Below are 25743 nucleotides of genomic sequence, written 5' to 3' on the forward strand. Positions count from 1 at the left end.
CGCTCACACAGGATTAGTCAGTTCACTACTGGCTTTGGTGAGACGAAAAACTCGACAAACCAAATTAGCCATCAATAACGTTAGCGGACGGTATTTGAAGAGCTTTAGGGGTTTTTTTGATGTTTCGTGATGTTTTTTTGCGAAATTTCTTCCAGCGCCACCCAAACAAGCTATTGAACAGGGATTAAGCTATTAAAAACAACGAGATAGGGAGCACACGAATATTTGGTGCGAAAAGTGAAATCTAGAGAATCTTTCTTTGTTTAGCGCCAAAAACAGCTAAATTGATCAAAAAACAATCAAAAGTAATCAAAGAGTGACAGACGCTGGGTGGTCACAAAGGTCTGCTGAGCAGCCTGCAATGCTACCTGCTGCAGATTCAGGCGACTTATCGCCTCTGCGAAGTCTACGTCCTGTACTTCTGACAGGCTCGTTTCCAACTGAAGATTAAAGTCTTCGTTAATCGCTTGCTGGCTATCAATACGATTAAGTCGTGAGCCTACATCTGCCTGGACGCTCAGTACGTTACCCAAAGCCTGGTCCAGGTTGAGTAAACCACTGGCGATAGTGTTGTTGACCTCGGCATTGTTGGCGGGCGTGTCTGATGCATTACGCAGTACGTCAGCTATCTCGCGTACCGTTTGAAAGACCGACTGGGATGCGGTGCTATCGATACTAATGCTGTCGCCGTTAACCGGCTCACCACCCACGGTAATGGTCGCGCCGTTAAAGCTAATCGCATCGCCAGACTCATAGTTACCCGTAGCCACTACGTTAGCACCGCTATCGACCACTTCGTAGGTAATAGGATCGGTAGGGAGCGCCTGGATAAAGTTAACGCTGTAGCTGTCACGAACAAAAGTACCGTCGGCACTCGCGCTCGAAACGACTGCGGTACCCGCATTGCCGCTTACCGAAAAGTCGAAGGTACCGTTACCTGCGGGCACCGCAAGGAATACACGGGACCCGGAGTCGCGAACAGCCACCTGGGAGCCTGACGAAATATCAATAAAGCGCTGACCGTCATCACCGTTGTAGGTAACCTGGCCGCCGCTTTGGCTAAAGGGTTCTGACTCCGCCTGAAACCCCGCAAAAATATACTCGTCATTGGCATCACGAGTGTTTGCAAGAGACACCAATTCCTCAAGGCGGCTATCGAGCTCCACCGCAATGGCTGCGCGTCCTTCCGCGCCGATGGTCGCGTTGTTCGCCTGCAAACTAAGCTCTCGCACACGCTGCAACACATCGGTGACAGAGCTCAACGTAGTGTCTTCAAAGGCTAGTTGCCCTTCGGCCGTAGAGGCATTGCGTTGATACTGGTCGATCTGACGGAGGTCTTCTTCGATATCCAGCACCTTCACGGCACCAGCAGGGTCATCTGACGGCGACAGTATCCTCCGGCCGGTAGATAACTCCTGCTGCGTCCTGGCAAGATCAGCCTGACGCTCGAGAATCGTGGAGATACCCGACTGAAAGATCTGCAATGTAGAAAGACGGTCAACCATTTCCTAAATACCTGATTATCCTTGCCTATTTCTAACTAAGCCACGGCCTAACGACCCGTCGCGTTAAGCAAGGTTTGGAAGACTTCGTCGGCGACAGCAATCACACGAGCCGCCGCTTGATAGGCCTGCTGATAACGGATTAAGTTCGCGGCCTCTTCATCAAGGTTTACACCCTGCGAGCTGCTCAGCGCGGCGCGGGACTGGTCCAGCAAGGCTGATTCAGTGGCCGCCGCGTTACTTGCCTGACGCGTACTCACGGCCACATCGGCTAGAAGCGCGGCGTAAGCATCCTGGTAGGTCGCCGTTCCGCCATTTAGCGTGCGCTCATTTTGCAATTCCGCCAGCGCAAGAGCGTTGCGGTTGTCTCCAGAGCCGTCAACGTTGTTCTCAATAGTGAAGCTATCGCCATTCACCGGAATGCCGCTAAGGGTAAAACTGATATCACCCAGCGTTGCTTCAACACCGTTTGCGTCAGTGCTGGGGTCGTAAGCGATGGGACCACCTGCAATTCCCGTGACATCAAAACCGGGAACGCCCGCACCCAAGGCATCGGGGTTAAAGGTCAGCACAATGTTGCTGCCCAAGGGCAGGTTAGCAACGCTGGACACTGCCGCATCGTCAATGACGCCAGATCCCGCATTACCCAAAGACGTGCTGGTACGCACAGGACTTGCCGCTGCGAAGGCCAAAGGATCAGAAATCGCGACGTCAAACAGGTTGGCGCCCTGCGCCACCGGCGCAATCAAGAATTCGTCACCCGCGACTGGCGTACCGGATATGCTGATATCAACACCATCAATAGAAAACGCTGGACCGGGCCCTGTGCTGCTCGCGTTAGTCGTAGTGTTGGTCAGGGTGTAGTTCGTGCCGTCAAAGCGGAGTCGGTATTCGTCTCCCGTCAGGTTCACGGGATCAGTAATCGAAGCCGTCGCGACGCCGTTACCGGTATTGCTGATATTGGGCACTGTCGTGGGCTCTAGCGGCCGGAAGAAGTTGCCACCAAAATTGCCATTTAAATCGAGCCCCAAGGCTTGCTGGTCGTTGAAGGTTGCTGCCAGCCCCGTGGCAATCAAACCCAGATCCGTAGTCGCTCCATCCAGAATATCGCCGCGAAACTCCAGCACTGCACCTAACTCGCCGCCACTCAGAAACCGGCCGATATCTGACTGCACGGCAAGACCCGAGATACCCACGTTCAAGCGTCGCACATCAAAGGGGTCGGTGAATGTCTCGAGCTGAGTTGAGCTACTGCCGACGACCAAAGCCTGTCCGCTGCCGATCAATACGTTTACCGCGCCATCACTCTGCGCCACCGTAGTAACACCGATCTGCTCCGATAAACGGGCGATCAATTGATCCCGGGAGTCCAGCAAGTCGTTGGGAGACTGCCCTCCAGAGCGTACGGTCTCGCTTACGATGCGATCGTTTAAGTCTGCGATACCTTCAGCCAAGGCGTTGATTTGCTGTACCGAGGTATCGATGCGGACATTCGCTTCCTGATCGAGGCTTGCGAACTGGTCATTCAGGTACTGGAAGCGCTGGGCTAGACCTTCGGCCTCACCGATCAGGACTTGACGCTCGGGTAAAGAACCGGGGTTGGTTGCTACGTCTTGCAAGGCGGCAAAAAAGTCGTCGATCGCAGGCCCCAAGCCGGTATCGGGGTTGGCCAGAATGTCATCAACGCGACCAGAAAGATCCGCCAGAGTGCTTGCTCCCGCAGCACTCGAGCTACGATCAATAACATCGTCGGCTAGGAACTGGTCAAAAGCGCGGGTAATCGCCGCAATAGTGACCCCCGTGCCAACAAAACCGGCACCGGTCAGCTGAGGCGGAAGCGCAGCGAACTCCACCCGCTGACGGCTATAGCCCTCGGTGTTTACGTTGGCAATATTGTTTCCTGTAGTGCCAATCGCACGCTGCAGGGACAATAAAGCCGAAGTGCCAATGTTAAGTACGTCTGCCAAACCTTATCCATCCTCGCGCTCCCGATTAGGGGCGCTTGTCAGCTCTTTAGCGGCAAATCCGCAGGATTCTTTAGCGCAGCCGTCGTCCCGTTTAGGTCACCCCGACGCAAAATCGCCAGAATTTTGTCGGCGTAGGCCGGATCTGTGGCGTACCCCGCTTGCTGCAACTCTTTTAGGTACTGCTCCGGTTCAGCAGCCAGATCTTTGGCGGCGCTGTACCGAGGGCTTTCTTTTATAAGCGAAACATAATCCGCAAAGGACTCTGCCGGCGACGCGTAGGCCCGAAACTGTGCAGTCTCACGAACCGCCACGCCCTCTCGATACTCCAGCGTTTGCACGGTTACCGTTGGTCCCTCCCAATCCGAGCCAGCCTTGATATTGAACAAGTTGTTACTACTGCCGTTTACGGACCTACTTACGTGCTTGCCCCAGCCTGTCTCCAGGGCAGCCTGTGCCAGCAATACGTCAGCGCTCACACCCAACTCATTTGCGGCATCAACAGCCAGAGGTCGTAAATGCTCTGCAAACTCCTGAGGAGTAGATGGCGCCCAAGGCTGCGCATTTGATAGCGGCGCGGCCTCAGCTACCGTAGGTGCACTTTGCAAAGTAGGCACTCGAAATTCCAGATAAGGCTGCACGTTAAACGCCGCCGCGTTTGCCGCGCTAGTTCCGGGCATCTTTAGACCCCCAAGACTGGTAGGTCCTTCGGACTCAAGTCCTGCGCGATCTGAGCGAAGCTGCTCAACGAGCACATCAGCCAGACCAATACCTCCGCGCGATGCAAGATCCAGCGACAACTGTTGGTCATGCATTTGTTGATAGCTCTCCATCTGATCGCTATCAAACAAGCCACCCTGCGTCGTCGCATCGCGCATGGACTTAAGCATCATTTGCACAAACAGGGACTCAAACTGTTTTGCAACGTCTTCGAGGGTGCCATCGGCGTTCTGACGAGCATCAGAGCGCAAGTTCGCCAAGGCATTGAAGTCGTTGTAAACGGCTTGAGATTGCATGATTTAGATAACGATCAGCTGGGCGCGCAAAGCACCGGCTTGCTGCAGGGCTTCAAGAATCGCGATGAGATCACCGGGCGCCGCACCGACTTTGTTCACGGCTGTGACCAGCTCCTGCAGAGTGATGCCGGGCTCAAGAAGGAACATTCTGGCGCTCTCCTCCGCCAGGCTCACCTCGGAATCAGGCGTAATTGCCGTTTGCCCACCACTTGCAAAGGCGCCGGGCTGACTGACGTTGAGGTTTTCCGAGATCGTGACCGTCAAATTACCGTGTGCCACCGCCGCGCGCTCAACCCTGACTCGATCACCAATCACGATGGTGCCGTTACGCGAGTTCACCACAACCTTGGCGGCTGCGGCGGCAGGATCAACAGACAGATTTTCAAGCAATGATACGAATGCCACTTTGTCAGCAGGATCTCGGGGGGCCTGAACTTCAATAGATACCGCATCCATAGGACGAGCGACTCCGGGCCCCATACTTTCGTTGATGCTGGTGGCTACACGCTGCGCAGTGGTGAAGTCCGGAGTATTGAGATTCATCACCATCACCGGCTCGGTGCCGAAAGGCGTGGGCACGCCGCGCTCTACAATCGCGCCGTTGGGTATGCGGCCCGCACTGGGGACGTTAACGGTGACGCTGGAACCATCAGAACCTTCGGCACCAAAGCCGCTCACAATCATAGAGCCTTGAGCAAGGGCATAGGTTTGACCATCGGGGCCCTTAAGCGGCGTCATCAGCAACTGGCCGCCGCGCAAGCTTTTGGCGTTGGCTAAGGAGGACACCGTGACATCGATGGTTTGACCGGGTTTTGAAAACGCAGGGAGTTCGGCGGTGACCATCACCGTCGCAATGTTTTTCAACTGGGGATTTACGTTGGCGGGTACGTTGACGCCCAACTGAGCCAACATGCTCTTCAAACTCTGGATCGTGAATGGCGCCTGAATCACCTGGTCACCACTACCATCCAGACCGACAACCAAGCCGTACCCGACCAACTGGTTAGGTCTGACGCCGGCAATGCCCGCAATATCTTTTATACGCTCGGCCTGTACCGGTGCCGTAAAAACAAGGAGCGTCAGTAACGCTGGTAGCAGTGTCTGGAGGCGCGTGAACATTTGCATAACGGGTTCCTTCAGCCTCAGAAGGGCATCAACGGGCTCATAAAGAAGCGCGTCAGCCAACCTGGGGTGTTGCTTTCATTGAGAATACCGGTACCGCCGTAGGAGATACGCGCATCAGCAACAAGAGTAGATGGGATGGTGTTGGTCGGACTGAGGTCCTCTGGACGAACAATGCCGCGCAGCCGGATGTACTCATCCCCTTGATTGATCTTGATCCACTTTTCGCCCTGTATCTGCAGATTTCCATTCGGCAGAACCCGAGACACCTGCACGGCGATAGAGCCATCAAGTCGATTGCTTTGGTTACTGGAGCCATCGCCTTCAAAAGAACTCGAAGAGGACAGCTCTGATCCAAGGTTGTAGCGCCCATCATTAATAGTGACTGGAGCGCCAAAGATTGTGGGGTCAACAATGCTCACGCTGCCGTCTTTGTTTACGTCTGTGTCGGCGCTCTTTGTGGCCGAGGTGGATTCAACCAGCACGACACTCACGATGTCGCCGATCTCGTGGGCACGCACATCCTCAAACAAAAACATGCTGCGATTAGCGGCGTAAAGGCTGCCCGTAGTCGGCGCCGAGGATACGGTCACCTCCGGATACTCAATGGGCTCAATCTTGACGTACTCCGGTGGTGAGTCACTTTCCACACCTGCACAACCCACCAGAACCATCGGCGCAAGACACAAACATATGCGTGCGTTAAGCATGAATCACACCTACAGATTATTAGAGATGTACTGGAGCATCTGGTCCGCAGTAGAAATCGCCCGGGAGTTCATTTCGTAGGCACGCTGAGTCTCAATCATGTTGACCAGCTCCTCTACGACATTCACGTTCGAACTTTCTACATAGCCCTGAGACAAGGTACCCAAGCCATTGAGACCGGGATTACCAGGCTGCGGAGCGCCACTGGCCCCAGACTCCAGGTAAAGATTCTCACCGCGCGCCTGCAGACCTGCCGGGTTTATAAAGTCCGTGAGCTGCACAACGCCGACCTGCGTAGATGCGGGGTTACCGGGCTGCTGCACCGATACCGTGCCGTCGTTGGCGATCGTCACCGACAGGGCATCCTGAGGGATCGTGATCGGTGGTTGCAGCTGATAACCCGCAGAGCTCACCACAATGCCCTGATCATTAATCTGGAATGACCCATCACGGGTAAACGCTTGGTTACCATCGGGCAGAAGAATCTCGAAAAAGCCCCTGCCCTGAATCGCAATATCCAGTGCACCATCGGTCTTGGTGAGATTACCCTGAGTGAACAGCTTCTCGGTCGCTACAACACGGGTTCCCGTACCGATCTGCAAGCCTGATGGCAGTAAGGTGTCCTGAGAAGACTGCGAGCCTACCTGTCGCACGTTCTGATAGATCAAATCTTCAAAAATGGCGCGTCCACGCTTAAAACCAGTTGTCCCTACGTTCGCCAGGTTGTTGGCAATCGTCGACATCTTGGTTTGTTGAGCGTCTAAACCTGTCTTGGAAATCCACAGTGACTGATTCACTTATCTTCTCCTATACACGCAATTAAGACTGCATGCGCATTAAGGTGGCGCTGGACGTATCAACATCCTCGGCCACCTTCATTAGTTTCACGAAATGTTCGAACTGGCGAGACAGCTCTATCATGCGAACCATCGCTGACACTGGATTCACATTGCTCGATTCCAAAGCGCCGCTCACGAGGCGAACATCAGCATCCGCAGGCGCCGGTAAACCGCTGGCGGTTTGCAGTAATCCGTTTTCGCCTTTAGATACATTCTCTGCTGAAGGCTTGACCATTTTTATGCGATCAAGGACAGCCACGGCGTTAGGCAACTCACCGAGGGGGATAATCGAAATTGTGCCGTCGCTACCGATAGACAGACTGCTAAAAGGCGGTAGCGCAATGGGACCATCGTTGCCCATGAGCGCTTCACCTGCGCCATTGACCATCTGTCCAAGCTCATCGATGCGAAAATCGCCGCGTCGGGTTAATCCCTCACCACCATTGGTCGCCTGAGACTGAACCGCGAACCAGCCATCGCCGTTGATTGCCAAATCCAGATCACGACCTGTCTGCTCAAGAACACCCTGCTCAAAGTCCACACCGGTATCTTCAATTACATTGTAGGCGCGGGTTTCCATACCCTCGCCGCGCAGGTAAACCGTTTGCGCTTCGATAAGGTCCGCCTTGAAACCCGTAGTCGATGCGTTCGCCAAATTGTGAGCGTTTGCTGCTTGCGCAAGCATCGTCTCTTTGGCGCCGGCGGCGGCTATGTAGACAAAATGATCCATGAGCTTTTAGTCCCGACTCGCTGACCGATTACCGAAGGTTGATCACAGTCTGAGTGATCGCATCGGCGGCCTGAATGACCTGCGCGTTCGCCTGGAAGTTACGCTGGGCGATAATCAAATCGACAAGCTCTTGTGTGATTTCTACATTCGAATCCTCAAGCGCCGCAGACTGAATAACGCCTAGACCTGAGGTACCCGGTCCGGAGACGTTGGGTGCTCCCGAAGAAAAGGTCTCAACCCAATTGGTGTCGCCAATGGGCTGCAAACCGTTTTGGTTACTAAAACTAGCCAGGGCAATCTGCCCCAAAGCACGAGACTCACCATTTGTGTATCGGGCAAACGCCACCCCTGACTCGTCAATTTCCAAGCCACGAAGCTGCCCCGCTGCAAAACCATCCTGAATGACGCTGGATACGGAAAAGTCCGTACCAAACTGCGTAGTCTGCTGCAGGTTTACCGCGAAATTCTGAGCAGAAGCACCGTTCGAAATACCTGTAGCGTCGATGGGCGCCCAGCCCGTCACGTTAATGTCCGTCGCCGAGGTGGGGTCAAATTGTCCATTGGAGGTAAAGGTCAACGTGACAGGATCACCAACAGTGCCGGTACCGGGATCCTGACTTTGGCCATCAATCAGCGAATACACCTCCCACTCGTTCGGGTTAGTGGTTTTTACGTAGTACAGACTGAGTACGTGAGGGTTGCCCAAGCTGTCATAAATCGTTGTGGAGGTAGTCGCGTTGAAGTCAACCGGATTTGGCGCTGTCGCAGGTACCGCGAAAGCATCGTACGGCCCGTTGGTCGCGAACCCCGTACCCGGGCTAACGTCTCTAGAATCCAGGTTACTGGTGAGGCCTACCGCTGCGGTGGGATTTGGATCAATCAGTGACGTATCAATCTGGATATCGCCAAGTTGGCCAGTGACATCTCCGCCACCGTCCACCTGAAAACCCTGCAAACGGGAGTTTTGGTTGGAAACGAGAAATCCTTCGTTATCCACCTGAAAGTTTCCGGCGCGCGTGTACTCAATAGCCCCTTCAACGCTCAGCTGAAAAAAGCCGTTACCGTTAATGGCAAGGTCAAGCGAGTTATTGGTGAAGGTGATCGTGCCCTGCCCAAATTCCTGACTCACACCCGCCAGCGCAACACCCTGACCAATGGCATTCGAGCCAGCGCCCAACAGGCTGGTTGCATACACATCGGCAAACTCGGCACGAGACGCCTTAAAGCCCGTCGTCGACGCGTTGGCAATGTTGTTACTAATCACACCAAGGTCAGCGTTCGCCGCGTTGATGCCTGAAATTGCTGTACTAAACGCCATACAAACTCTCCTTCAAGAGTGATTTTTATAGAAACTGTTTAACTTCTTCGAGAGCAATGCTGCTGCCATTGCCGAGATTCAATGTGACGGCCCCTTGAGCACCATCAACGGCTACCGACTCCACGCGCTGATGCGCGAAGACCGAGACTGCGGTGCTTTGTCCACCCACGATCGCCTCGGCAGAGACACGATAAGTACCCGGAGGCACTAGTTCGCCCTGAGCGTTGCGGCCATCCCAGCGCACCGGCAACTGCCCGCCCTGAGAGGGAGGCAGTGCAGCGCTGTAAACGAGGCGCCCCGTCATGTCTTGTACAAAGAAACTCCCGCCGGCGTTACTGGATCCAAACTCAACCGTTGCATCCAGCGCATATTCCATTTCGCCCTGGGCATTAGGCACTTCCGCCAATTCACCGAGATTGCTTTCTGTGGTTACGCTACGACCTACCAAGGCTGCCGCCTGCAGGCCCTGGCCTCCGGTCAAGGCGCTGCTTAAACCAGCGAAATTCGCATTTAACTCGTCAATTCCGGACACCGTGCCAAACTGCGCCAACTGCCCCATCATGTCTGCGTTATCGTTGGGCTTTGTGGGATCCTGATTCTCAAGCTCAGCCACCATCAGCTCGAGAAAATCCTGAGCATCCATATCCTCGATGGAGTTTGCGGACTCATTCCCAAGCGGCGTGGAGGACGGAAATAGTTCGTTAATTGATGTTAGAGAATCCATGCTTCGTCGTTACTCCGAATTCAGTTATCGGCCAAGGGTGAGCGTTCGCAGAATGAGTTGCTTCGCGGTATTCATCGCTTCGATGTTGTCCTGATAAGAGCGCGAGGCCTCCATCATGTTGGTCATCTCTTCCACGCTGTTAATAGCGGGGCGATAGATGAAGCCCTCGTCGTCGGCCATGGGGTGCGAGGGCACGTACTCTTTAACAGCGGGCAAGTCAGATTGCATAACACCGGAAACACGGACGCCAGAAACCGCGTCCATACCGTTCCCTGCTGTCAATTCGTTGAGCATGGTTTCGAACACCGGGTATTGAGCTCGGTAGGTTTCTTCCGCACTGCTACTTACTGCATTGGCGTTAGCGAGATTGCTGGAGATGGTGTTGAGACGCGTGCTTTGCGCATCCAGTGATGTGGCCGCGACGCTGATGGCGTTAAACAGACTCATAGCTCGATACTCGGTGAGAGTGCATTATTCGGTGATTGTGCGTTGCTCATTGCAGTGACTCCTTAAACCTGTCCACGGATGGCTGTGCGCAGTGAGTTAATGCGCCCATCGAGCAGGTTCAGACTCGCCTGATAACGGATCGCGTTGTCCATAAACGCCGCGTGCTCCCGCTGAGACTCCACAGTGTTCCCATCAAGGCTCGGCTGCGACGGAACTCGATACATCGGCTCGACGCTTCCGGGATCGCCCGCGGCGCTCATGTGCGCTGCGTGGGTTCGGGTCATACCTTCCTGCTGACCACCGGCCTGACGCATGGCCGCTGCAAAATCGATATCTCTGGCCTTGAACCCGGGAGTGTCCGAGTTAGCAATGTTGGCCGACAGCAATTCCGTCTTTTGGGCCCTGAGCGCCAAAACCTGTGGAGATATGCCGAGGGCGCTGTCTAGTCCTGCCATTTTTCTACCGTCCAAAAAGTGTTCTGCATATAGCCATTCAAAGACCGTGCCATAAAATTTTTACTTTTAAATACAATGACTTAAATCGTTTCTGATAACGAAAAACGTGGCAACTTGCCGCCTCAGCGGCAAGCATTGCCGTTGCCGCAGCTAATGAAGGCCCTCGGTTGCCGCCTCTCTTTTTGGTGGTGGCATGAAATCTGCTGCATAGCTTCCAGACCCGATTTACCGGCAGGAAGCGTCAGATAAATGACAGTTGTACTCAGAAAACGCGTAGCAAAGGATGTGAACAGGACGGCGCGCATGCGCGTGTCCGGCGCCAGCGTGCTCTGCACAGCGCTACTCTCAGGCGCGGTTTCAGCCGCGACCTCCGGTGCAATCCAACCTCACGACGACATTCTGAGTATCGTGGAATTTGCGGCCTTACAAGCTGCTTCTGAGCAAGGCCTCGATCAAGTGGAAGTTCGCGTTCGCCCGCTGGATCAGCGCCTTAGACCGGCACTGTGCGATCGCAACCTCGAGATCGTTCGCCCCCACAATGGCCGTGTACTGGGTCCCGTAAGTTACGGCGTGCGATGCAGTGGCAGCGTACCCTGGACGCTCTATCTGCGCGCAGAAGTTAGCGCCTCCCTTGAGCTACCTGTCCTCGCCAAAGCGCTACCGCGAGGGACTATCCTCGCCCCCGACGACCTGAAAATGGTGACCCGTCGTATAAAGACCCAGGCAGCCGATGTAATCATCGACCCTGAGCTGGCGGTAGGCATGGAGCTCAAAAGACCACTATCAGCCGGATCCACCTTGCGCCACGGTCATGTCGACCTGCCGGAACTCGTGACCCGGGGCCAGATGGTGACGCTTGTTGCAGGGGGCTCGGGCATCGAAGTGCGCATGCAAGGCAAGGCCATGGGCAGCGGCGCTCAAGGAGATCGCCTGCTGGTGACCAACCTAACCTCAGGAAAGCGCGTTGAGGGGCTCGTGCTCTCCGACGGCAGCGTGCGAATACCGTGATGGAGCTCTCAAGCCTCGCTGATAGGCACAGCAGTTTAAAGTTCTCGATGTGCTAAACTTTTGACGTTTTCGGTCGCTATATAGACCAGAAGCAACGTGTGTATCGCGTCCCTCTTCAAAATAGAGGAATGCAACCGGATGGAAGGGCAATGAACCCCGTAGAAGGCAACGTCAATATTCGACAGACCCGCAGCGACACCGATCAGGTAAGTCGTCGTGGCTCGGCTGTGGACGGCGCCAAGACAAACGAGTCTCAACCCAGCGTCGCCAGCGGCGAGTCCGTCTCTATCACGAGTACTGCGTCCGAATTGCTGTCCCTGGAAAACCAGTTACGCGAATTGCCGGGCATCGATCAGGCACGCGTAGATACTATTCGCGAAGCCATCAGTAACGGCAGCTACGAGGTGGATCCTGCCCGTATCGTAGACAGCCTGCTCCAAAGCGAAGCCGACCTCGGTTAGATCGCGAGAATCAAGCCGCGCATGAGCGCCGACTCCACAAACCTCCGCACGCTTTTACAAGCCGAATTGGGCACTCTCAAAGCCCTCCATGAAGCACTATCGTCTGAGTATCAGGCGCTCACCAGTAATGCTGTTGACGAACTTGAGGTCGCTATCGCGGCCAAGAACGACGCTGTGGCAGCGCATCAATCCCAGCAGCAACAACGCTTAGCATGGATGCGTGGATTGGGATTGGGGGCCGAAAGCTCGCTGAGTGATCTCATCGCTCACTGCAAGGGCGATAAATCTGATGAGCAGCTTAGAGATGAACTCGCCGAGATTGCCACCCAGTGCCAGGAAAGCAATCGGCGTAACGGAGGCCTCATTCTCCGCCTGCAGGAACGCACCCGAGGTGCCCTGGATGTACTGCGCCAGGAGGACGGCGGCACCGATCTGTATTCGCTCAGCGGATCACGGGAGCACCAAAGCGACGGACGCACCTTAGGTAAAGCCTAGCCTCGCTCCACCCCACCCACATTGGCACGCAAAAACCTGAACCCTCAGGCCTCCCCCTGCCAGCTATCTGACAGGAGTCCTGATTTATCGGATTTTTGACGCCAATCATGCGACAGATTCTTGTCGCAAACAGTGGCGTCGAATAAAATGACTCTAAATTCTCAAAAAAGTCCGCAAAAAGCGCCTAAAATCTAGGAAAATAACTGGCACACTGCTTGCTACTACAGTCTTGACGCAAACAACGACGGTTTTAATCCGGCGGCGACGAGGCCAAAGTAATGAAGAAAGTCATCCCTCTTCACAGCAAGATCGACAACGAACAGCTGCAGACGACGAATCCAGCAGCCTCCTTGTCGACGAGTGAGGCTGTCGCCGAACAGCCCGGCCGCTGGAATGAGGGTGCGGAACAGCAATTACTCCTAATGCAGCGCGTGATCGGCAACAACAGTGTCGAATCAATCATCTCGATATTCTTCAGTTGGTGTGCTGATCTCGGTCTCGCGGAAGGAATGACCTACGAGACCTTGGGTGAAGTCGATGACATCCATCTTGGTAACCGACGTCATCATAGCGCCAATTACACTCTCGTCCTCGACAAGACGGACTTAGGCAGAGTCTCCCTTTGTCGTCGCGAGCGCTTTAGTGAAAGTGAGCTACTGACCATAGAGCAAGCCCTTGGCATTATCGCTCGCTGCCTTCGCACAGCCATCGATTATCAGACCCTTGAAGCATTGGTGACACAGGACCCTTTGACCGGCTTTGGCAACCGCCTGTCGCTAAAGACCTGGATCGAGCGCGAGATGTCGCGAACCCGACGTCACAACAGTCCCCTCTCATTGATGATGATTGACATCGATCATTTCAAGAAGATCAACGATACATTAGGGCACCTTGGCGGTGACCATATCCTCAGAGCCATTGCCAACGCGTTCAAAAAGAGCATGCGAGGCTCGGACCTTCTGTTTCGCTATGGCGGCGATGAATTCACAATCCTGCTACCCCACACCGACGCGGAAGGCGCGCACGAAGCCGCCAAACAAATTCGCGAGAACCTTAAGAGCATCACGAACGAGGAGTTCGGACTAGATGATGCTGATGATGCCCTGCGGCCTGACGTGAGCATAGGCATCGCTGGCTATCAAGCGGGAGACACTGAAAACACTTTGCTTCAACGTGCAGATACCCACCTCTATCACGCCAAGGCCAATGGTCGCGGAGCCGTATGCAGCAACGTGTAAACAATCTTTGGCTTAGTGAGCAACTCATCGAGGCCGTCGCCTCCCGGCCAGTGGTCAACGAAAGCCCCACCATTAACGCTATAAACAACCACGCACCCAAGCAGCCGGCACTGCACTCAACCCGTCAGAGCCACCGGAAAATGTGGCAGCACCTGGCCACAGCGCTACTGCTTATCGGCAGCGCAGCATTCAGCTACCTCGCCTGGAGCCAGTCCGAGTTAATGGGCGTAAATCTACCAACGCTCGAAGCAGTTGCGGGCAGTGCGGATAAAAGCATGCCGAAAGGCATATCCCCTGACGCGCAGTCCATAGATCAATCCCAAGTAAACGAATTGCGGGTACAAAACCGAGACCTACAGCTTCGAATAGCGGAGCTTGAAACAGCCTTGGGCCAATAAACAGCCCTGAGCGAGTAGACAGCCCTGAGCGAGTAGACAGCCTTGAGCGAGTGAACAGCCTTGAGCGAGTGAACAGCCGCTAAAGCAAAGAACCTAACATCTCTTTTCGAAAGGGCACCAATCCCGCGTTATCACCCTCGCGAACTTTATTCGCCCAGTCAGGGTTCGCAAGCATCGCTCGCCCGACTGCTACCAGATCAAACTCGTCAGCATCCAGCCGCGCGATCAGGTTATCTAGTGATGCGGTTTCGGCCTCTCGAAAGCCTGCCTCACCTGGCGTAGGAATAAAGTCAGCGTTCAAGCCAACACTGCCAACGGTAATTGTGGGCTTACCAGTGATTTTTTTGGTCCAGCCTGCAATGTTGAGATCTGACCCTTCAAACTCCGGCTCCCAAAAACGACGCTGGGAACAATGAAAAATATCCACACCCGCTTCAGATAGCGGCGTCAAAAATTGCTCCAGCGCTTCTGGTGTCTCGACAAGGCGGGCGCTGTAATCCTGTTGTTTCCACTGTGACCAACGCAGTGCGATTGGGAAGTCAGGCCCCACAGCAGCGCGGCATGCAGCAATAATTTCGCAGGCAAAACGTCCTCGGTTATCCAACGACCCGGCATAGTGGTCGTCCCGCTGGTTAGTGCCTTCCCAGAAAAATTGGTCTATCAAGTAACCATGGGCACCGTGCAATTCGATGGCGTCAAACCCGCACGCCTGAGCATCCCGCGCAGCATCGGCAAAGGCCTGAACAACGTCATCTATATCTTCTTGAGACATCACATGGCACCGAACCTTGCCGGGGACACCCATTCCCGATGGTGCATAACCGGGTACGTCGCCCTCGGGTGGCGTGCCCGCGCGACGTACACCGCCCACGTGCCACAGCTGGGGTGCAATTTTCCCACCTTCGGCGTGCACGGCTTCCGCGACTTTCTTCCATCCCGCCAGACGCTCTTCGCCCCAGAAGTAAGGCACATCTGGATACCCGCTCGCAGCGATATGATTGACGCAGGTGCCCTCAGTAAAAATCAGCCCTGTCCCCCCTGCAGCATGGCGACGGTAGTACTCCACGACATCGTCGTTAGGTACGTTCCCCGGAGACATACCACGAGTCATGGGCGCCATCACAATGCGATTGGGAAGCTCAAGCTTGCCCAGAGTGAACGGCTGAAAAAGGACGCTGTTATCTGACATGGAAACTCCGTAAAAAAAGACTCAAACAGGGGAATGCCGCGCTGTTATCCACACTCATTCATAGGTAGGTGCGTAAACATATAAGCACAATTCCGGCGCGCGAAGCGTAGCCCAGCGATGCTGCAATTGCCATCTAAGCAGCGCAAAGCTGCGTATCTAGTTCTGTATTCTGAAGTGACCCACGCATGCGCGCTATCTACTGGTTTCGCAACGATTTGCGACTACACGATCACCCCGGACTCGTTGCCGCCGCCAAGGCAGACGAGCTCCTGCTCGTCTACTTATGGCCACTCCAGCGACCCTGGTGCAACACCCAGGGCATGGGAGAGCAGCGAGAGCGTTTTATTACCGAGAGCTTAATTGCTCTCCAGGAAGATCTTCAGCCCCTGGGACAAAAGCTCCTGGTGCTGCAAGGATCTCCAGAGCTGGTAATTCCCGACCTCGTCAGGGACTACGCAATAGATGAGATACATGCCAGTCAGTGCGCGGGAAGTTACGAAACACGCGCAATCAGGGTGCTGCGAGATCGCCTCGACATCACCGTGCTGGAACACCCGGGGAACACGCTCTTTAATGCAGCAGATATTGCTGAAGTATGCCCGGAGCTACCGGATAGCTTTTCGCCCTTTCGCCGAAAAGTAGAAAAGCGTCTTCGTCCTGACGCGCCGTCCAGAGATCTACCGCAACTCCCTAAGCCACCCGCGGTAGGATTTCATCGTATTCCCGAAGTACGCATCAAAGCACCTGTGGGTCTTCCCCTGCGCGGCGGACAACGTGCCGGCCAGCGCCGCTTACGACAGTTCATTGATAGCGGCGCTCTGCGGATCTACAAGGAAACGAGAAATTGCCTGGATCCGCTGGAGGGAAGCTCTACTTTATCTCCTTGGCTGTCCCTTGGCAGCCTTTCTGCGCGGGAAGTCGCTTGGGCAGTCCAAGAACACGAAGAGAAGCTTGGCGCCAACGAATCCACCTACTGGATGGTATTCGAACTGTTGTGGCGGGAGTATTTCTTCCACAGAGCAATTCGGGATGGCGTTGCGCTTTTTCGTCATGGCGGACGGCAAGGCGCGGTATCACGATGTACTTTCGAACCCAGAAACTTCGCGCGCTGGTGCGCTGGCGACACAAACCATCCCCTGGTCAATGCACTCATGCATCAGCTCGTTGCTACAGGATGGATGAGCAACCGTGGACGCCAAATTGCTGCAAGCTGTCTGATACATGATTTTGGCATCGACTGGCGCTACGGCGCTGCGTTCTTCGAAAAACATCTCATCGACTATGACGTCGGCAGTAACTACGGAAACTGGCAATACATCGCGGGCGTTGGCGCTGACCCAAGGGGTGGCCGGGCCTTCAACATCGAGAAACAAACCGCGACCTATGATCCAGAGGGCATTTTCATCGCCAAATGGGATGGTGACCGCCCACGCCAGCCCATGTACGTAACGGATGCCGCGGACTGGCCCATCACGCCATCAGGATCATGAAAACGCGCAGAAAGACTAAAGCGCCGTCCAAGGGACGACGGCAATCAAAGAATCCAAAGCCGGAAAAGATCTGTCCGGTCTGCGATAGGCCCTTTCAGTGGCGGGCGCGCTGGAAAAACAACTGGAGTGAAATCGTTTATTGCTCCCGGCGCTGCTCGAGTGAGCGAGGCCGGCGTGTTAGAGGCGCCTCGTCGAGCGCCTAGTCCAGAACCGTAGCCAAAATTCGATCACCCCAAGCAACTATGGCATCCCGGTCCTCCGGCGCCCGCTTCTTCCAACCACCGACAATGAGTCCCATGCGTGCATTCTTGGTGAGATAGTCCTGATGGCGATCGATGAAGTGCCAGTAGAGGCTGTTATAGGGGCAAGCATTTTCACCGGTGGTCTGCTTGGGATCGTAACGACAAGCTGAGCAGTGATTGCCCTGACGTTGGATATATTTCCCTGACGCGGCGTAGGGCTTGCTGGCCATCAAGCCTTTATCGCCATGTAAGGCCATACCCAGTGTGTTCGGTAGCTCTACCCATTCGAAGGCATCCACATACACCGCCAGATACCAGTCGCAGACTTCGCCCACGTCCAGCCCCGCGAGGAGCGCAAAGTTGCCAATCACCATTAGACGTTGAATATGGTGCGCGTAGCCAAGATCAAGGCTTTGAGTTAAAGCCCGGGAAAGGCAGCGCATATCCGTATCACCGTTCCAAAACCAGCTGGGCAGAGGACGCGAGGCGTCGAAGGTATTACGCTCGGCGTAGCCGGGCATAGCGTGCCAGTAAATCCCCCGGACGTACTCGCGCCATCCGAGAACCTGCCGGATAAAGCCTTCGGCTCCCGCAAGAGAACAGCGCCCTTCACGCCAAGCGCTCTCAACCTGCTTACACACCGCTAGCGGTTCCAGTAAACCGATATTGAGATACATAGAAATCAGCCCATGGAACATCCAGGGTGATTCTTCGGCGAGGGCATCCTGATAGGTTCCAAAGTTTTCGAGGGCGTAATCACAGAACCAATCAAACTGAGCTTGTGCGTGCGCGGAGGTCACCGCCAGGCGAAACTCACTTAGCTTCCCTGCATTATCTGGAAAGTGTTTTTCGACAACTTCGATAACATCCGCCGTGATCGCGTCGATCGCAACAGTAGGTCTTTCCGGAACCTCTAGCTGTGAACGCCATCCACTTCGATTGTCCGCATCGTAGTTCCATTTTCCGCCTTCGGGTTCTCCGTCCGAATCGAGGAGTAAGTCGTAACGACGACGCATCTCGCGATAAAAGTACTCCATACGGAACTGCTTGCGACCATCCGCCCAGGCTTCGAAATCCTCGATAGAAGATAGAAAGCGATCATCATCCTGAATGACAACCGACCCACCCAGCTTTGACTCCCAACCCTGCATCTCTGCCAAAAGACGGTATTCACCAGGCGCGGTGACCAAGAGGGCTTCCGCCCCGGAATCGGCGAGCGCCCCCTTCACCGCGTCGAAGAGCGACGCCACACCCTCATCAAAGGAGCGGTAAACAACGTCAAACCCTCGTTCCCGCAATGCCTCGGCAAAGTGACGCATTGCACTAAAAATCAGCACGATCTTGTGTCGATTGTGTTTTACGTAGCTGGCCTCTTCAGCCACCTCCGCCAACAGGATGCAATCCCGCTCGGGATCGGCATTCACAAGTACGGGATTAGCCAGAGACAGCTGGTCACCTAGAACCAATCGCAGTGTTTTCCTACTCATGATCGAATCAAAGCCAACGCTGCATCAGTTCGTTCACATTCACTCGCGCATTCATGCGGGCGGCAAGCATAAAAATGCCGCCAAGCTTGCGATGAAAATACACAACGTCTGTTGGCGGGGCATGCCAAAAATCGGCGTACTCGGTTGCGCTCTTGCCGAGAGCTGCCAAGCGCTCGGGCATCGTGGAGTTACCAAAATCATAAAGCACATCTTCTCGAAGCGGTTCCAGTGCCAATAGCAACAGTTCCAAGACCAGTTCGCGGTAACGCGAGTCCTCCTCGCCCATGGAGTAGCCTACTTTCTCCGCCGCCACTGTCATTGCATCTCTGTCGCCATGCACTGCGGCAACCGCGAGCTTACGGTAGTTGCTGACAAAGCGTGCTTTAAAGTCTCTGGTAGCCCCGAAGTCCAGCAGTACAATTTCGCCACTGGACCAACGATACTGATAATTGGCGAAGTTGGGATCTGTTTGTACCATTCGCAACTCAAAGAGCTCGGTGAGAAGCAGCTCTACCAATGCTGACACCACACGATCTCGCTCTTCCTGTGACCGCCTCGCGATAGCGTCAATGGGGCCGCCGGACACATAGCTCATCGCAAGAACATTCTTGCGTGTCAGCTCCGGCACGAGCTCGGGCAAGACAAAGCGCTCATCGTCTCCCAGGACTTCATTAAATCGGCGAAGGAACTCCGCTTCCTTGAGATAGTTAGCTTCATCTTTCAGCTGACGCTTTGCATCGTCCAGTAGCGGTTGGATATCGGCCTCTTCGGGCAGCAGTCCAGAGATACGAAGAACCGTAGCGATGTTATCCACATCACTGGCGATACTTTTACTTACGCCCGGATACTGAATCTTTAGCGCAAGCTCCGTACCGTCATGAGCGACGGCCCGGTGCACTTGCCCAATCGATGCCGCGGCAATGGGATAGCGATCAAAGATTTGAAATTCGCTCTCCCATCCACTGCCATAGGCCTCACTCATGGCTTCTTCCAGCTGTGAGTCAGGCATGCTTGTTCCATCGGAGCGCAAACTAGCCAGAATGTCTGTGAGTTCTTTCGGTAGCAACTCCCCCGAATCCATAGACAGAATTTGTCCCAGCTTCATCGCGGCGCCACGCATCTCTGACAGCTGCTTGGTGACCCGTCGCGCATTTCCCGGCGTCAAAAGCAGGTCTCGCTTGCTGGGCCGATTACCCGCGCGGAGTTGCCGAGCCCCTTCGGCGAGCATGCCGCCTGCCACACCTCCAGCGAGACGCGCTACTTTGGCGAAACGCCCTGCCCGGCTCGCGGGTACGGCTTTACCTTTTGAACGTGGCTTATCATCGGCCCCAGCCATCGCTACGCGCCCTCCGTAATCCAGTCATCAATGTAGCGGTGCGCTATTTCATGACCATTAAATTCTGCGTTGAGAACGGTGATGAATGTAAATACACCTGTGAGCTTACGAACGATAAGGGCGAAATCTCTGGATGGCGTCGCAAAGTGGCGCGTAGCCGCAGAGCTGGCAGCGTGTTTGCCGACGCGCTGCATCAGCCGCGAACGTCCCCAGCAATACTCACCCTGTTCGTTCAGATACTCCGATGGAAGGTTTTCCGGAGGAGCTAAAGGCTCCAGCAGCATCTCGCAGAACTCACAAAAACTTTGCCGTGCAAAGTCCGTAGCGTCGTCATTCAGACAACCGAGACCGACCAGGCTGTCCGCAAGTAACTCTCGATCGCCCGTTTGACCCGCGGCTATGGCATCACCGAAATGGCGACGGAAGCTGTCATCACAGGCTAGAGTGGAACCAAAGTCCAGCAGCACCAGACTGTCACTCGCGTCGTTGCTGCGGATCAGGTAATTGCCGAAGTTAGGATCAGTCTGCAGCACGCCCCAGTCATATAGCTCAATGAAAAACAGCTCGAGCATTGCTTGACCCAAGGCGTTGCGGCGAGACTGGGAAAGCGCCGCCACCGCTGGCTCAGTAACCCGGTGTCCTTCTACATATTCCAGTGCCAACAGCGTATCTCCGGAGTAGGCCTCGAGAACCTCCGGTACGTGATAGCGGTCATCGCCTCTAAAGCGGTCGCGAGCGCTCTGCGTCATGTCACGCTCTCGCCGGTAATCGATCTCGTGGTGCAGCTGCTCGCGCATATCCTCAAACCAGGCGTCCATCTCACGCCCGGCTTTAATCCAGCGAGTCAAAAGCAGCATTCGTACGACCGCATCGAAATCATCATCGATGACTTCTGCTAGTCCCGGATACTGGATTTTCAGTACTAACTCGTAGGCATCCTCACGCCGCGTAGCGCGATGCACCTGCGCAAGAGAGGCCGCAGCCAAAGGCTCATCGTCCACCTTCAACTCGGCGTAACGATCGCCCAAACTGTCTCGCACCGAGTCCTCAAGTTCAATCCAGGGTAAGGGGTGCGTTTGTGAGTCAAGATCATGAAGCGCTTCTGTGAGAGGCGCGGGGAGGAAATGCTCTCCAAGGAGCGCCATCATCTGCCCGATCTTGACGTAGGTGCCTTTCAACTTCCCAAGCTCAGCGGTAAAACGACGAGCTTCGCGGTGCATGAGGTCGCTATTGCCGGCTTCCTCGCCGCGCAATCGCTCCACGGCCGAGCCCAAGGCAAATGCGCCTCCGGCTCGGAGGCCCGCAAGAGACACAGCAAGGCCACGACCGAAACTGCCGCGGCGAATAGATGAACGTTTTGTCATGGGGTTACTACGCAGAAACCCCTGTTGAGGATGATTCCCGGAGCCTGCTGTCCAGAATCTGAACTAGTCGTCCAGAAGTAGCGCGGCGAGACGCTGACGATGGTGCTGAGCATCGCCAAACTGTTGCTGCGCACCCTGTGCGCGACGGATAAACAGCTGTGCATCACAGTCCCAGGTAAAACCCATGCCGCCATGAAACTGAACCGCGCGATCTCCTGCAAACTTGAGTGCTTCCGTCGCCTGCGCCTTCGCCATACGACAAGCCACTTCCTGATCTTTACCAAGAGTATCAGTGCCCACGAGGGAGCTGGCGTGGTACACGAAGGACCGCGCTGAATCCATCATGTTGAGGATCTCTACGCTGGGATGCTTCAGTGCTTGATACGACCCGATGAGCTTACCGAACTGCTTGCGTGTCTTCAGGTAATCAACCGTAACATCCAGACAAGCCGCTGCTGCGCCGGTGCTCTCAGCGGCCACCAAAAGCGCCCCTAACAGGCGGTAATCACGGAGCGCGCCCAGAACACCAGCTCCGGATACCAGCAAAGCTGGTTTCACACCGTCAAATGTAATGTCAGCGGCTCGATGCGTATTGTCGATGAGTACGCGGGGGCTTACCGCATCTGTGCTGAGACTCTCAGCATCGACCACAGCTAGCCCGGGCTCTCCATCTACAAGCGCAACGACCACGACCCAACGCGCACTTTGAGCGTCCATTACCAAGTGTTTTTGACCCTGAAGCAGACCACTGGCATCCACGACCGTGTTGCGAGGCAGCGCATTCCAGTCTTCGGACTCTAGCTCCGCGACGCACGCCGCCTGTCCAGCAGCAATACTTCTGAGTATCTCGGCCGCAGCCTCTCCATCTGCTCGCAGCAAGAGCTGCGCTGCCAGTAATGTCGATAACAGCGGCGTACCCATGAGCGACTTACCTAGACTCTCTGCTACGGGCACCGCTGCTCCGATACCAAGTCCTGCTCCACCGAGCTCTTCGGGCAGGCCAATGCCGGTCCACCCCATCGCCACCATTTCTTCCCATACCGCCGGACTGTATTCCAATGGCGTCTCAAGATGCTCCCGCGCAGCGTTCAAACCACCGCGATCCGCGCAGAAACTGCGAGCGTAGTCGAGGAGCATGCTTTGCTCCTCATCAAAATGCATTGCTGTGCTTCCCATTACTGACATTTTGCTACTCCCTCTATCCCTTACTTCGGCAGCCCGAGCACGTGCTCGGCTACGATGTTTGCCTGGACTTGACTGGTTCCGCCCCCAATGGTGGCGGAAAAGCTATTGAGGTACGCGCGCTGCCAGAAGCCCCCCTCTCGGGCGCGATCATCACCGACAAACAACGCACCGTCGGCCCCCTGCGCATTGATCGCAAACTGACGCATACGACGTGCGTACTCAGTCCAGCGCAATTTGTTCGATAGGGGAAGAGACATGGGGTAGTCGCTGGTAAGAGCGGGAATACCCGATCGTCGATCACCCAGAGTCACAGCTTTTTCTTCCATGATCAGACTGACCAGCTGATCACGGATGAGGGGATCCTCAAGAACCGGTTTACCATCGCGAGTGACGTCCCGAAGCTGGTCAATGAGATCATCAATGACGATGCGCACGAGGGCCAAGCCTCCTGCAGCCCCCGCTTCCGCGCCCCGCTCATACTGTAAAGTCTTCATGGCGATCTTCCAGCCATCGCCTTCGCCGCCCATGAGGCAATCCGCTGGAATCCGCGCGTCAGTAAAAAATGTCTCGGTAAACCCGAACTCGCCCGTCAGCTTACGAATTGGACGCGTATCAACGCCTGCTACTGTCATCGGCGCCAGGAAGAACGACAATCCGTCGTATTTACGCTCCGCCTCGGGATTAGTACGAGCAAGTAAAATCATGTACTTCGCGTAGTTACCCATGGTGGTCCAAATCTTACTGCCGTTAACGACATAGTCGTCACCATCACGCTCAGCTCGAGTTCGCGCGTTACCAAGATCTGATCCATGATCGGGCTCTGAAAAACCCTGGCACCAAATATCCTCGGCGCTCAAAATACCTTTTAGGTAACGCTGCTTTTCGTCTTCGGTGCCAATATCGTTAATGAGTGGTCCAGCCCAGCCAAGGCCAATCACATTGAAACAGATAGGCACTGCCTGACGACGCATTTCCTGGTCCACAACGGATTGATAGATCGCATCGACACCCTGCCCGCCATGCTCCTTCGCCCAGGCCATACCCAGATAGCCCGCGGACCAAACCTTGTGCTGCCATTCGCGAAGAAAATCCAGCTGCTCCTCAGAGCCGACTTCCATGAACGTTTGCGGGAGCAAAAAACCCGGATCTTTAGGCTTGTTAAGCTCAAGCCAGCTAGCCACTTCACGGCGAAAGTCTTCCAGTTCTTTAACAGCTGCATTCATAGTGAGTGTTCCGTTATTTGTTTTACAAAAGCGTATTCAATAGGCCGCAAGCAATGCCCGTTAGCTAACGCGATTACTCGCTAGAGTCTTGCCCTGCGGCATTCGCTCGAACGAAGGCATCGCGACTAATCAAACGCTCAAGATAGTCGAGAGTTTGCGGTTTATAACGTTCATCCAGTTTGAGCGTCCGGCCAAAGTACAGGGCGTACCCGACGCAAATATCTGCGATGGTAAATCGTCCATCAACAAGATAGTCGTTGTTCTCCAAATGTGCATCAAGACGCCGTAAACGCGCGATAAACCACTTGGCATAATCGTCCGCCACTGGTTTCTTCTCTGGTGTGGGCTCCAAAACCGTGTAACGCAGCACAATAGTCTGGGGGAACGTTAAGGTGGCATCAGCATGGTAGGTCCAGTTGAGCATGTCTCCGTAGGCAGGATGCTCCGGCGGCACTGCCAGATGCTCATTGCCCGGCCGCGTGGCCAGATAGTGCGGAATCGCGCAGGATTCCGTCATCTCTACATCCCCGTCAACAAAATAGGGGATTGTGCCCAGGGCATTAACTTCCAGGTAGTCCCGCTGAAACACGCGAGGAGGAAAAGGCAGCATGACGAGCTCATAGTCCAGCCCGAGCTCTTCTAAAGCCCACACCGCGCGTAAAGAACGCGCCCCTGCACAGTGCCACAGTTTCATAGTCATAGTCCGTATTGCCGCGCGGCTAAATCTCGCATGATCTCTTCAGAACCGCCACCGATAGCATTCACCCTAACTTCTCGATAAATTCGCTCTACTCGATTGCCACGCATGTATCCGGTGCCGCCCAAAATTTGCATTGCCTCGCGTGCGCAAAACTCGAGAGTCTCGCTCGCTTGCACCTTCAACAATGCGATATCACCAGGATTCGGATTGCCATTCTCGATGCTCTCGTAACAGGTTCGAATGTAAGCTTGAGTGGCGTTCAACTTTTGCTTCATCTGAGCAAACTTATGACGTATCACTTGATGATCCGCAAGCCGCTTACCAAAGGTGTTGCGTTCCCGCGCCCAATTTGCGGCCTCTTCCAGACACACACGGCCCTGAGCCTCCATAGAGCTCGCCATTCCCATTCGTTCGCCATTGAAGTTCGTCATGATCACGAGGAAGCCGCGATTTTCTTCGCCAATAAGATTTTCAACAGGCACCCGGACATTATCGAAATACAGAGTAGCGGTATCTGAGGCCCACCAGCCCTGTTTACGATCCAACGCCGTGCGGGAAAACCCCTCAGCATCTGTAGGGATGAGTAACATAGAGACCCCACCAGCCCCCTCGCCACCGGTGCGCACTGCCGTGGACACCCAGTTCGCGCGCATACCACCGGTTATGTAAGTCTTAGAACCATTGACAATGTAATGGTCGCCATCGCGAACAGCGGTGGTTTGTAAGCGCGCCACATCAGAGCCGCCTCCGGGCTCCGTGATACCCAGAGATATATGCTTTTCACCCGCTAGAACCGGCGGCGCAATCGCCTGCTTCATGGCTTCAGAACCCCAATTGATAACCGGGGGCAGACCTATGCCGTGCACCAGCAAGGATGCCTGCACGCCCCCCACACCAAAACGGTTCATCTCCTCACTGCAGATCCAGTTGTGCCAGGAATCTATCCCTTCTGAGGTTCCACCGTAGGCTTCGGGATAACCCAAGCCCAGTAGGCCCACAGCGGCCGCCTTCGGCCAAAGATCCATGGGTATCTCGCCCGCTTCATCCCAATCTTCAGCGAAAGGTGCGATTTCGGTGTCGATGAAGCGACGGAGATGCGTTC

At 54.9% G+C, this 25743-nt stretch carries 26 protein-coding genes; 7 read left to right on the top strand and 19 right to left on the bottom strand.

From position 1 onward, the window contains the following. Window positions 1–299 precede the first annotated feature (299 nt). The 11 genes from flgL to flgB all read right to left on the bottom strand — a co-directional run bounded on the left by flgL (window position 300) and on the right by flgB (window position 10825). On the bottom strand, window positions 300–1505 hold the full coding sequence (flgL, locus tag AB8B76_RS15435; RefSeq protein WP_405273767.1) for a flagellar hook-associated protein FlgL: 1206 nt from the start codon (window positions 1503–1505) through the stop codon (window positions 300–302). Between the two features lie 47 nt (window positions 1506–1552). After that, window positions 1553–3469, bottom strand: coding sequence for a flagellar hook-associated protein FlgK (gene flgK, locus AB8B76_RS15440; RefSeq protein ID WP_405273768.1), 1917 nt, complete (start codon window positions 3467–3469; stop codon window positions 1553–1555). A gap of 38 nt (window positions 3470–3507) precedes the next feature. After that, entirely contained in the window at window positions 3508–4482 is a 975-nt protein-coding gene (flgJ, locus tag AB8B76_RS15445) for a flagellar assembly peptidoglycan hydrolase FlgJ (RefSeq protein WP_405273769.1), read from the bottom strand. A gap of 3 nt (window positions 4483–4485) precedes the next feature. Then, window positions 4486–5607: a flagellar basal body P-ring protein FlgI gene (locus AB8B76_RS15450; RefSeq protein ID WP_405273770.1), complete on the bottom strand. Its 1122-nt coding sequence runs from the start codon at window positions 5605–5607 to the stop codon at window positions 4486–4488. Between the two features lie 17 nt (window positions 5608–5624). Continuing rightward, window positions 5625–6314, bottom strand: a complete 690-nt coding sequence (flgH, locus tag AB8B76_RS15455; RefSeq protein ID WP_405273771.1) for a flagellar basal body L-ring protein FlgH — start codon at window positions 6312–6314, stop codon at window positions 5625–5627. Window positions 6315–6323: 9 nt separating this feature from the next. Beyond that, complete coding sequence (gene flgG, locus AB8B76_RS15460) at window positions 6324–7109, bottom strand: flagellar basal-body rod protein FlgG (protein WP_405273772.1); 786 nt, start codon at window positions 7107–7109, stop codon at window positions 6324–6326. 22 nt (window positions 7110–7131) lie between these two features. Next, window positions 7132–7881: a flagellar basal body rod protein FlgF gene (locus tag AB8B76_RS15465; protein WP_405273773.1), complete on the bottom strand. Its 750-nt coding sequence runs from the start codon at window positions 7879–7881 to the stop codon at window positions 7132–7134. Window positions 7882–7909: 28 nt separating this feature from the next. Then, on the bottom strand, window positions 7910–9199 hold the full coding sequence (flgE, locus tag AB8B76_RS15470; RefSeq protein WP_405273774.1) for a flagellar hook protein FlgE: 1290 nt from the start codon (window positions 9197–9199) through the stop codon (window positions 7910–7912). Window positions 9200–9224: 25 nt separating this feature from the next. Continuing rightward, a complete protein-coding gene (locus AB8B76_RS15475) occupies window positions 9225–9923 on the bottom strand; it encodes a flagellar hook assembly protein FlgD (protein ID WP_405273775.1) in 699 nt (232 codons plus the stop codon). A 24-nt stretch (window positions 9924–9947) separates the two neighbouring features. After that, window positions 9948–10370, bottom strand: coding sequence for a flagellar basal body rod protein FlgC (gene flgC / locus AB8B76_RS15480; RefSeq protein WP_405273776.1), 423 nt, complete (start codon window positions 10368–10370; stop codon window positions 9948–9950). A 62-nt stretch (window positions 10371–10432) separates the two neighbouring features. After that, window positions 10433–10825 (bottom strand): flagellar basal body rod protein FlgB, encoded by a 393-nt coding sequence (gene flgB, locus AB8B76_RS15485; RefSeq protein WP_405273777.1) that lies wholly within the window; start codon window positions 10823–10825, stop codon window positions 10433–10435. A gap of 249 nt (window positions 10826–11074) precedes the next feature. Here flgB and flgA point away from each other — a divergent pair, with 249 nt between their 5' ends. From flgA to AB8B76_RS15510, 5 genes are all read left to right on the top strand, one after another. Beyond that, window positions 11075–11833: a flagellar basal body P-ring formation chaperone FlgA gene (gene flgA, locus AB8B76_RS15490; protein ID WP_405273778.1), complete on the top strand. Its 759-nt coding sequence runs from the start codon at window positions 11075–11077 to the stop codon at window positions 11831–11833. Window positions 11834–11982: 149 nt separating this feature from the next. Continuing rightward, on the top strand, window positions 11983–12294 hold the full coding sequence (flgM, locus tag AB8B76_RS15495; RefSeq protein ID WP_405273779.1) for a flagellar biosynthesis anti-sigma factor FlgM: 312 nt from the start codon (window positions 11983–11985) through the stop codon (window positions 12292–12294). Between the two features lie 21 nt (window positions 12295–12315). Then, window positions 12316–12789, top strand: coding sequence for a flagella synthesis protein FlgN (locus tag AB8B76_RS15500; RefSeq protein WP_405273780.1), 474 nt, complete (start codon window positions 12316–12318; stop codon window positions 12787–12789). Window positions 12790–13067: 278 nt separating this feature from the next. After that, on the top strand, window positions 13068–14027 hold the full coding sequence (locus tag AB8B76_RS15505) for a GGDEF domain-containing protein (RefSeq protein WP_405273781.1): 960 nt from the start codon (window positions 13068–13070) through the stop codon (window positions 14025–14027). Continuing rightward, the gene (locus AB8B76_RS15510; RefSeq protein ID WP_405273783.1) at window positions 14012–14425 is read left to right on the top strand and encodes a hypothetical protein; all 414 of its coding nucleotides are present in this window, start codon (window positions 14012–14014) and stop codon (window positions 14423–14425) included. Before AB8B76_RS15505 ends, AB8B76_RS15510 begins: the two co-directional genes overlap by 16 nt. A gap of 79 nt (window positions 14426–14504) precedes the next feature. Here AB8B76_RS15510 and AB8B76_RS15515 read toward each other — a convergent pair whose 3' ends face one another. Continuing rightward, window positions 14505–15614, bottom strand: coding sequence for an NADH:flavin oxidoreductase (locus AB8B76_RS15515; RefSeq protein ID WP_405273784.1), 1110 nt, complete (start codon window positions 15612–15614; stop codon window positions 14505–14507). A gap of 185 nt (window positions 15615–15799) precedes the next feature. On the opposite strand from AB8B76_RS15515, the gene AB8B76_RS15520 reads away from it, so the two are divergent. Together AB8B76_RS15520 and AB8B76_RS15525 are read left to right on the top strand one after the other, a co-directional pair. After that, window positions 15800–17104 carry a DASH family cryptochrome gene (locus tag AB8B76_RS15520; protein WP_405273785.1) on the top strand — a complete coding sequence of 435 codons (1305 nt, stop codon included), beginning with the start codon at window positions 15800–15802 and terminating at the stop codon, window positions 17102–17104. Beyond that, complete coding sequence (locus tag AB8B76_RS15525; protein WP_405273786.1) at window positions 17101–17307, top strand: DUF2256 domain-containing protein; 207 nt, start codon at window positions 17101–17103, stop codon at window positions 17305–17307. The genes AB8B76_RS15520 and AB8B76_RS15525 overlap by 4 nt, the downstream gene beginning before the upstream one ends. Here AB8B76_RS15525 and AB8B76_RS15530 read toward each other — a convergent pair. From AB8B76_RS15530 to AB8B76_RS15560, 7 genes are all read right to left on the bottom strand, one after another. Continuing rightward, complete coding sequence (locus tag AB8B76_RS15530) at window positions 17304–18833, bottom strand: cryptochrome/photolyase family protein (RefSeq protein ID WP_405273787.1); 1530 nt, start codon at window positions 18831–18833, stop codon at window positions 17304–17306. The two genes, AB8B76_RS15525 and AB8B76_RS15530, sit on opposite strands and share 4 nt — an antisense overlap. A gap of 7 nt (window positions 18834–18840) precedes the next feature. Beyond that, window positions 18841–20169, bottom strand: coding sequence for an ABC1 kinase family protein (locus tag AB8B76_RS15535; RefSeq protein WP_405273788.1), 1329 nt, complete (start codon window positions 20167–20169; stop codon window positions 18841–18843). Between the two features lie 2 nt (window positions 20170–20171). Further along, a complete protein-coding gene (locus AB8B76_RS15540) occupies window positions 20172–21533 on the bottom strand; it encodes an ABC1 kinase family protein (protein ID WP_405273789.1) in 1362 nt (453 codons plus the stop codon). Between the two features lie 63 nt (window positions 21534–21596). Then, the gene (locus tag AB8B76_RS15545) at window positions 21597–22718 is read right to left on the bottom strand and encodes an acyl-CoA dehydrogenase family protein (protein WP_405273790.1); all 1122 of its coding nucleotides are present in this window, start codon (window positions 22716–22718) and stop codon (window positions 21597–21599) included. 20 nt (window positions 22719–22738) lie between these two features. Continuing rightward, window positions 22739–23941, bottom strand: coding sequence for an acyl-CoA dehydrogenase family protein (locus AB8B76_RS15550; protein WP_405273791.1), 1203 nt, complete (start codon window positions 23939–23941; stop codon window positions 22739–22741). 73 nt (window positions 23942–24014) lie between these two features. Continuing rightward, window positions 24015–24635: a glutathione S-transferase family protein gene (locus AB8B76_RS15555; protein ID WP_405273792.1), complete on the bottom strand. Its 621-nt coding sequence runs from the start codon at window positions 24633–24635 to the stop codon at window positions 24015–24017. Window positions 24636–24637: 2 nt separating this feature from the next. Further along, window positions 24638–25743, bottom strand: a 1106-nt coding sequence (locus AB8B76_RS15560; RefSeq protein ID WP_405273793.1) for an acyl-CoA dehydrogenase family protein, incomplete at its 5' end; no start/stop codon positions are given.

The sequence above is a fragment of the Congregibacter sp. genome, assembly GCF_045107095.1.
Taxonomy (GTDB): domain Bacteria; phylum Pseudomonadota; class Gammaproteobacteria; order Pseudomonadales; family Halieaceae; genus Congregibacter.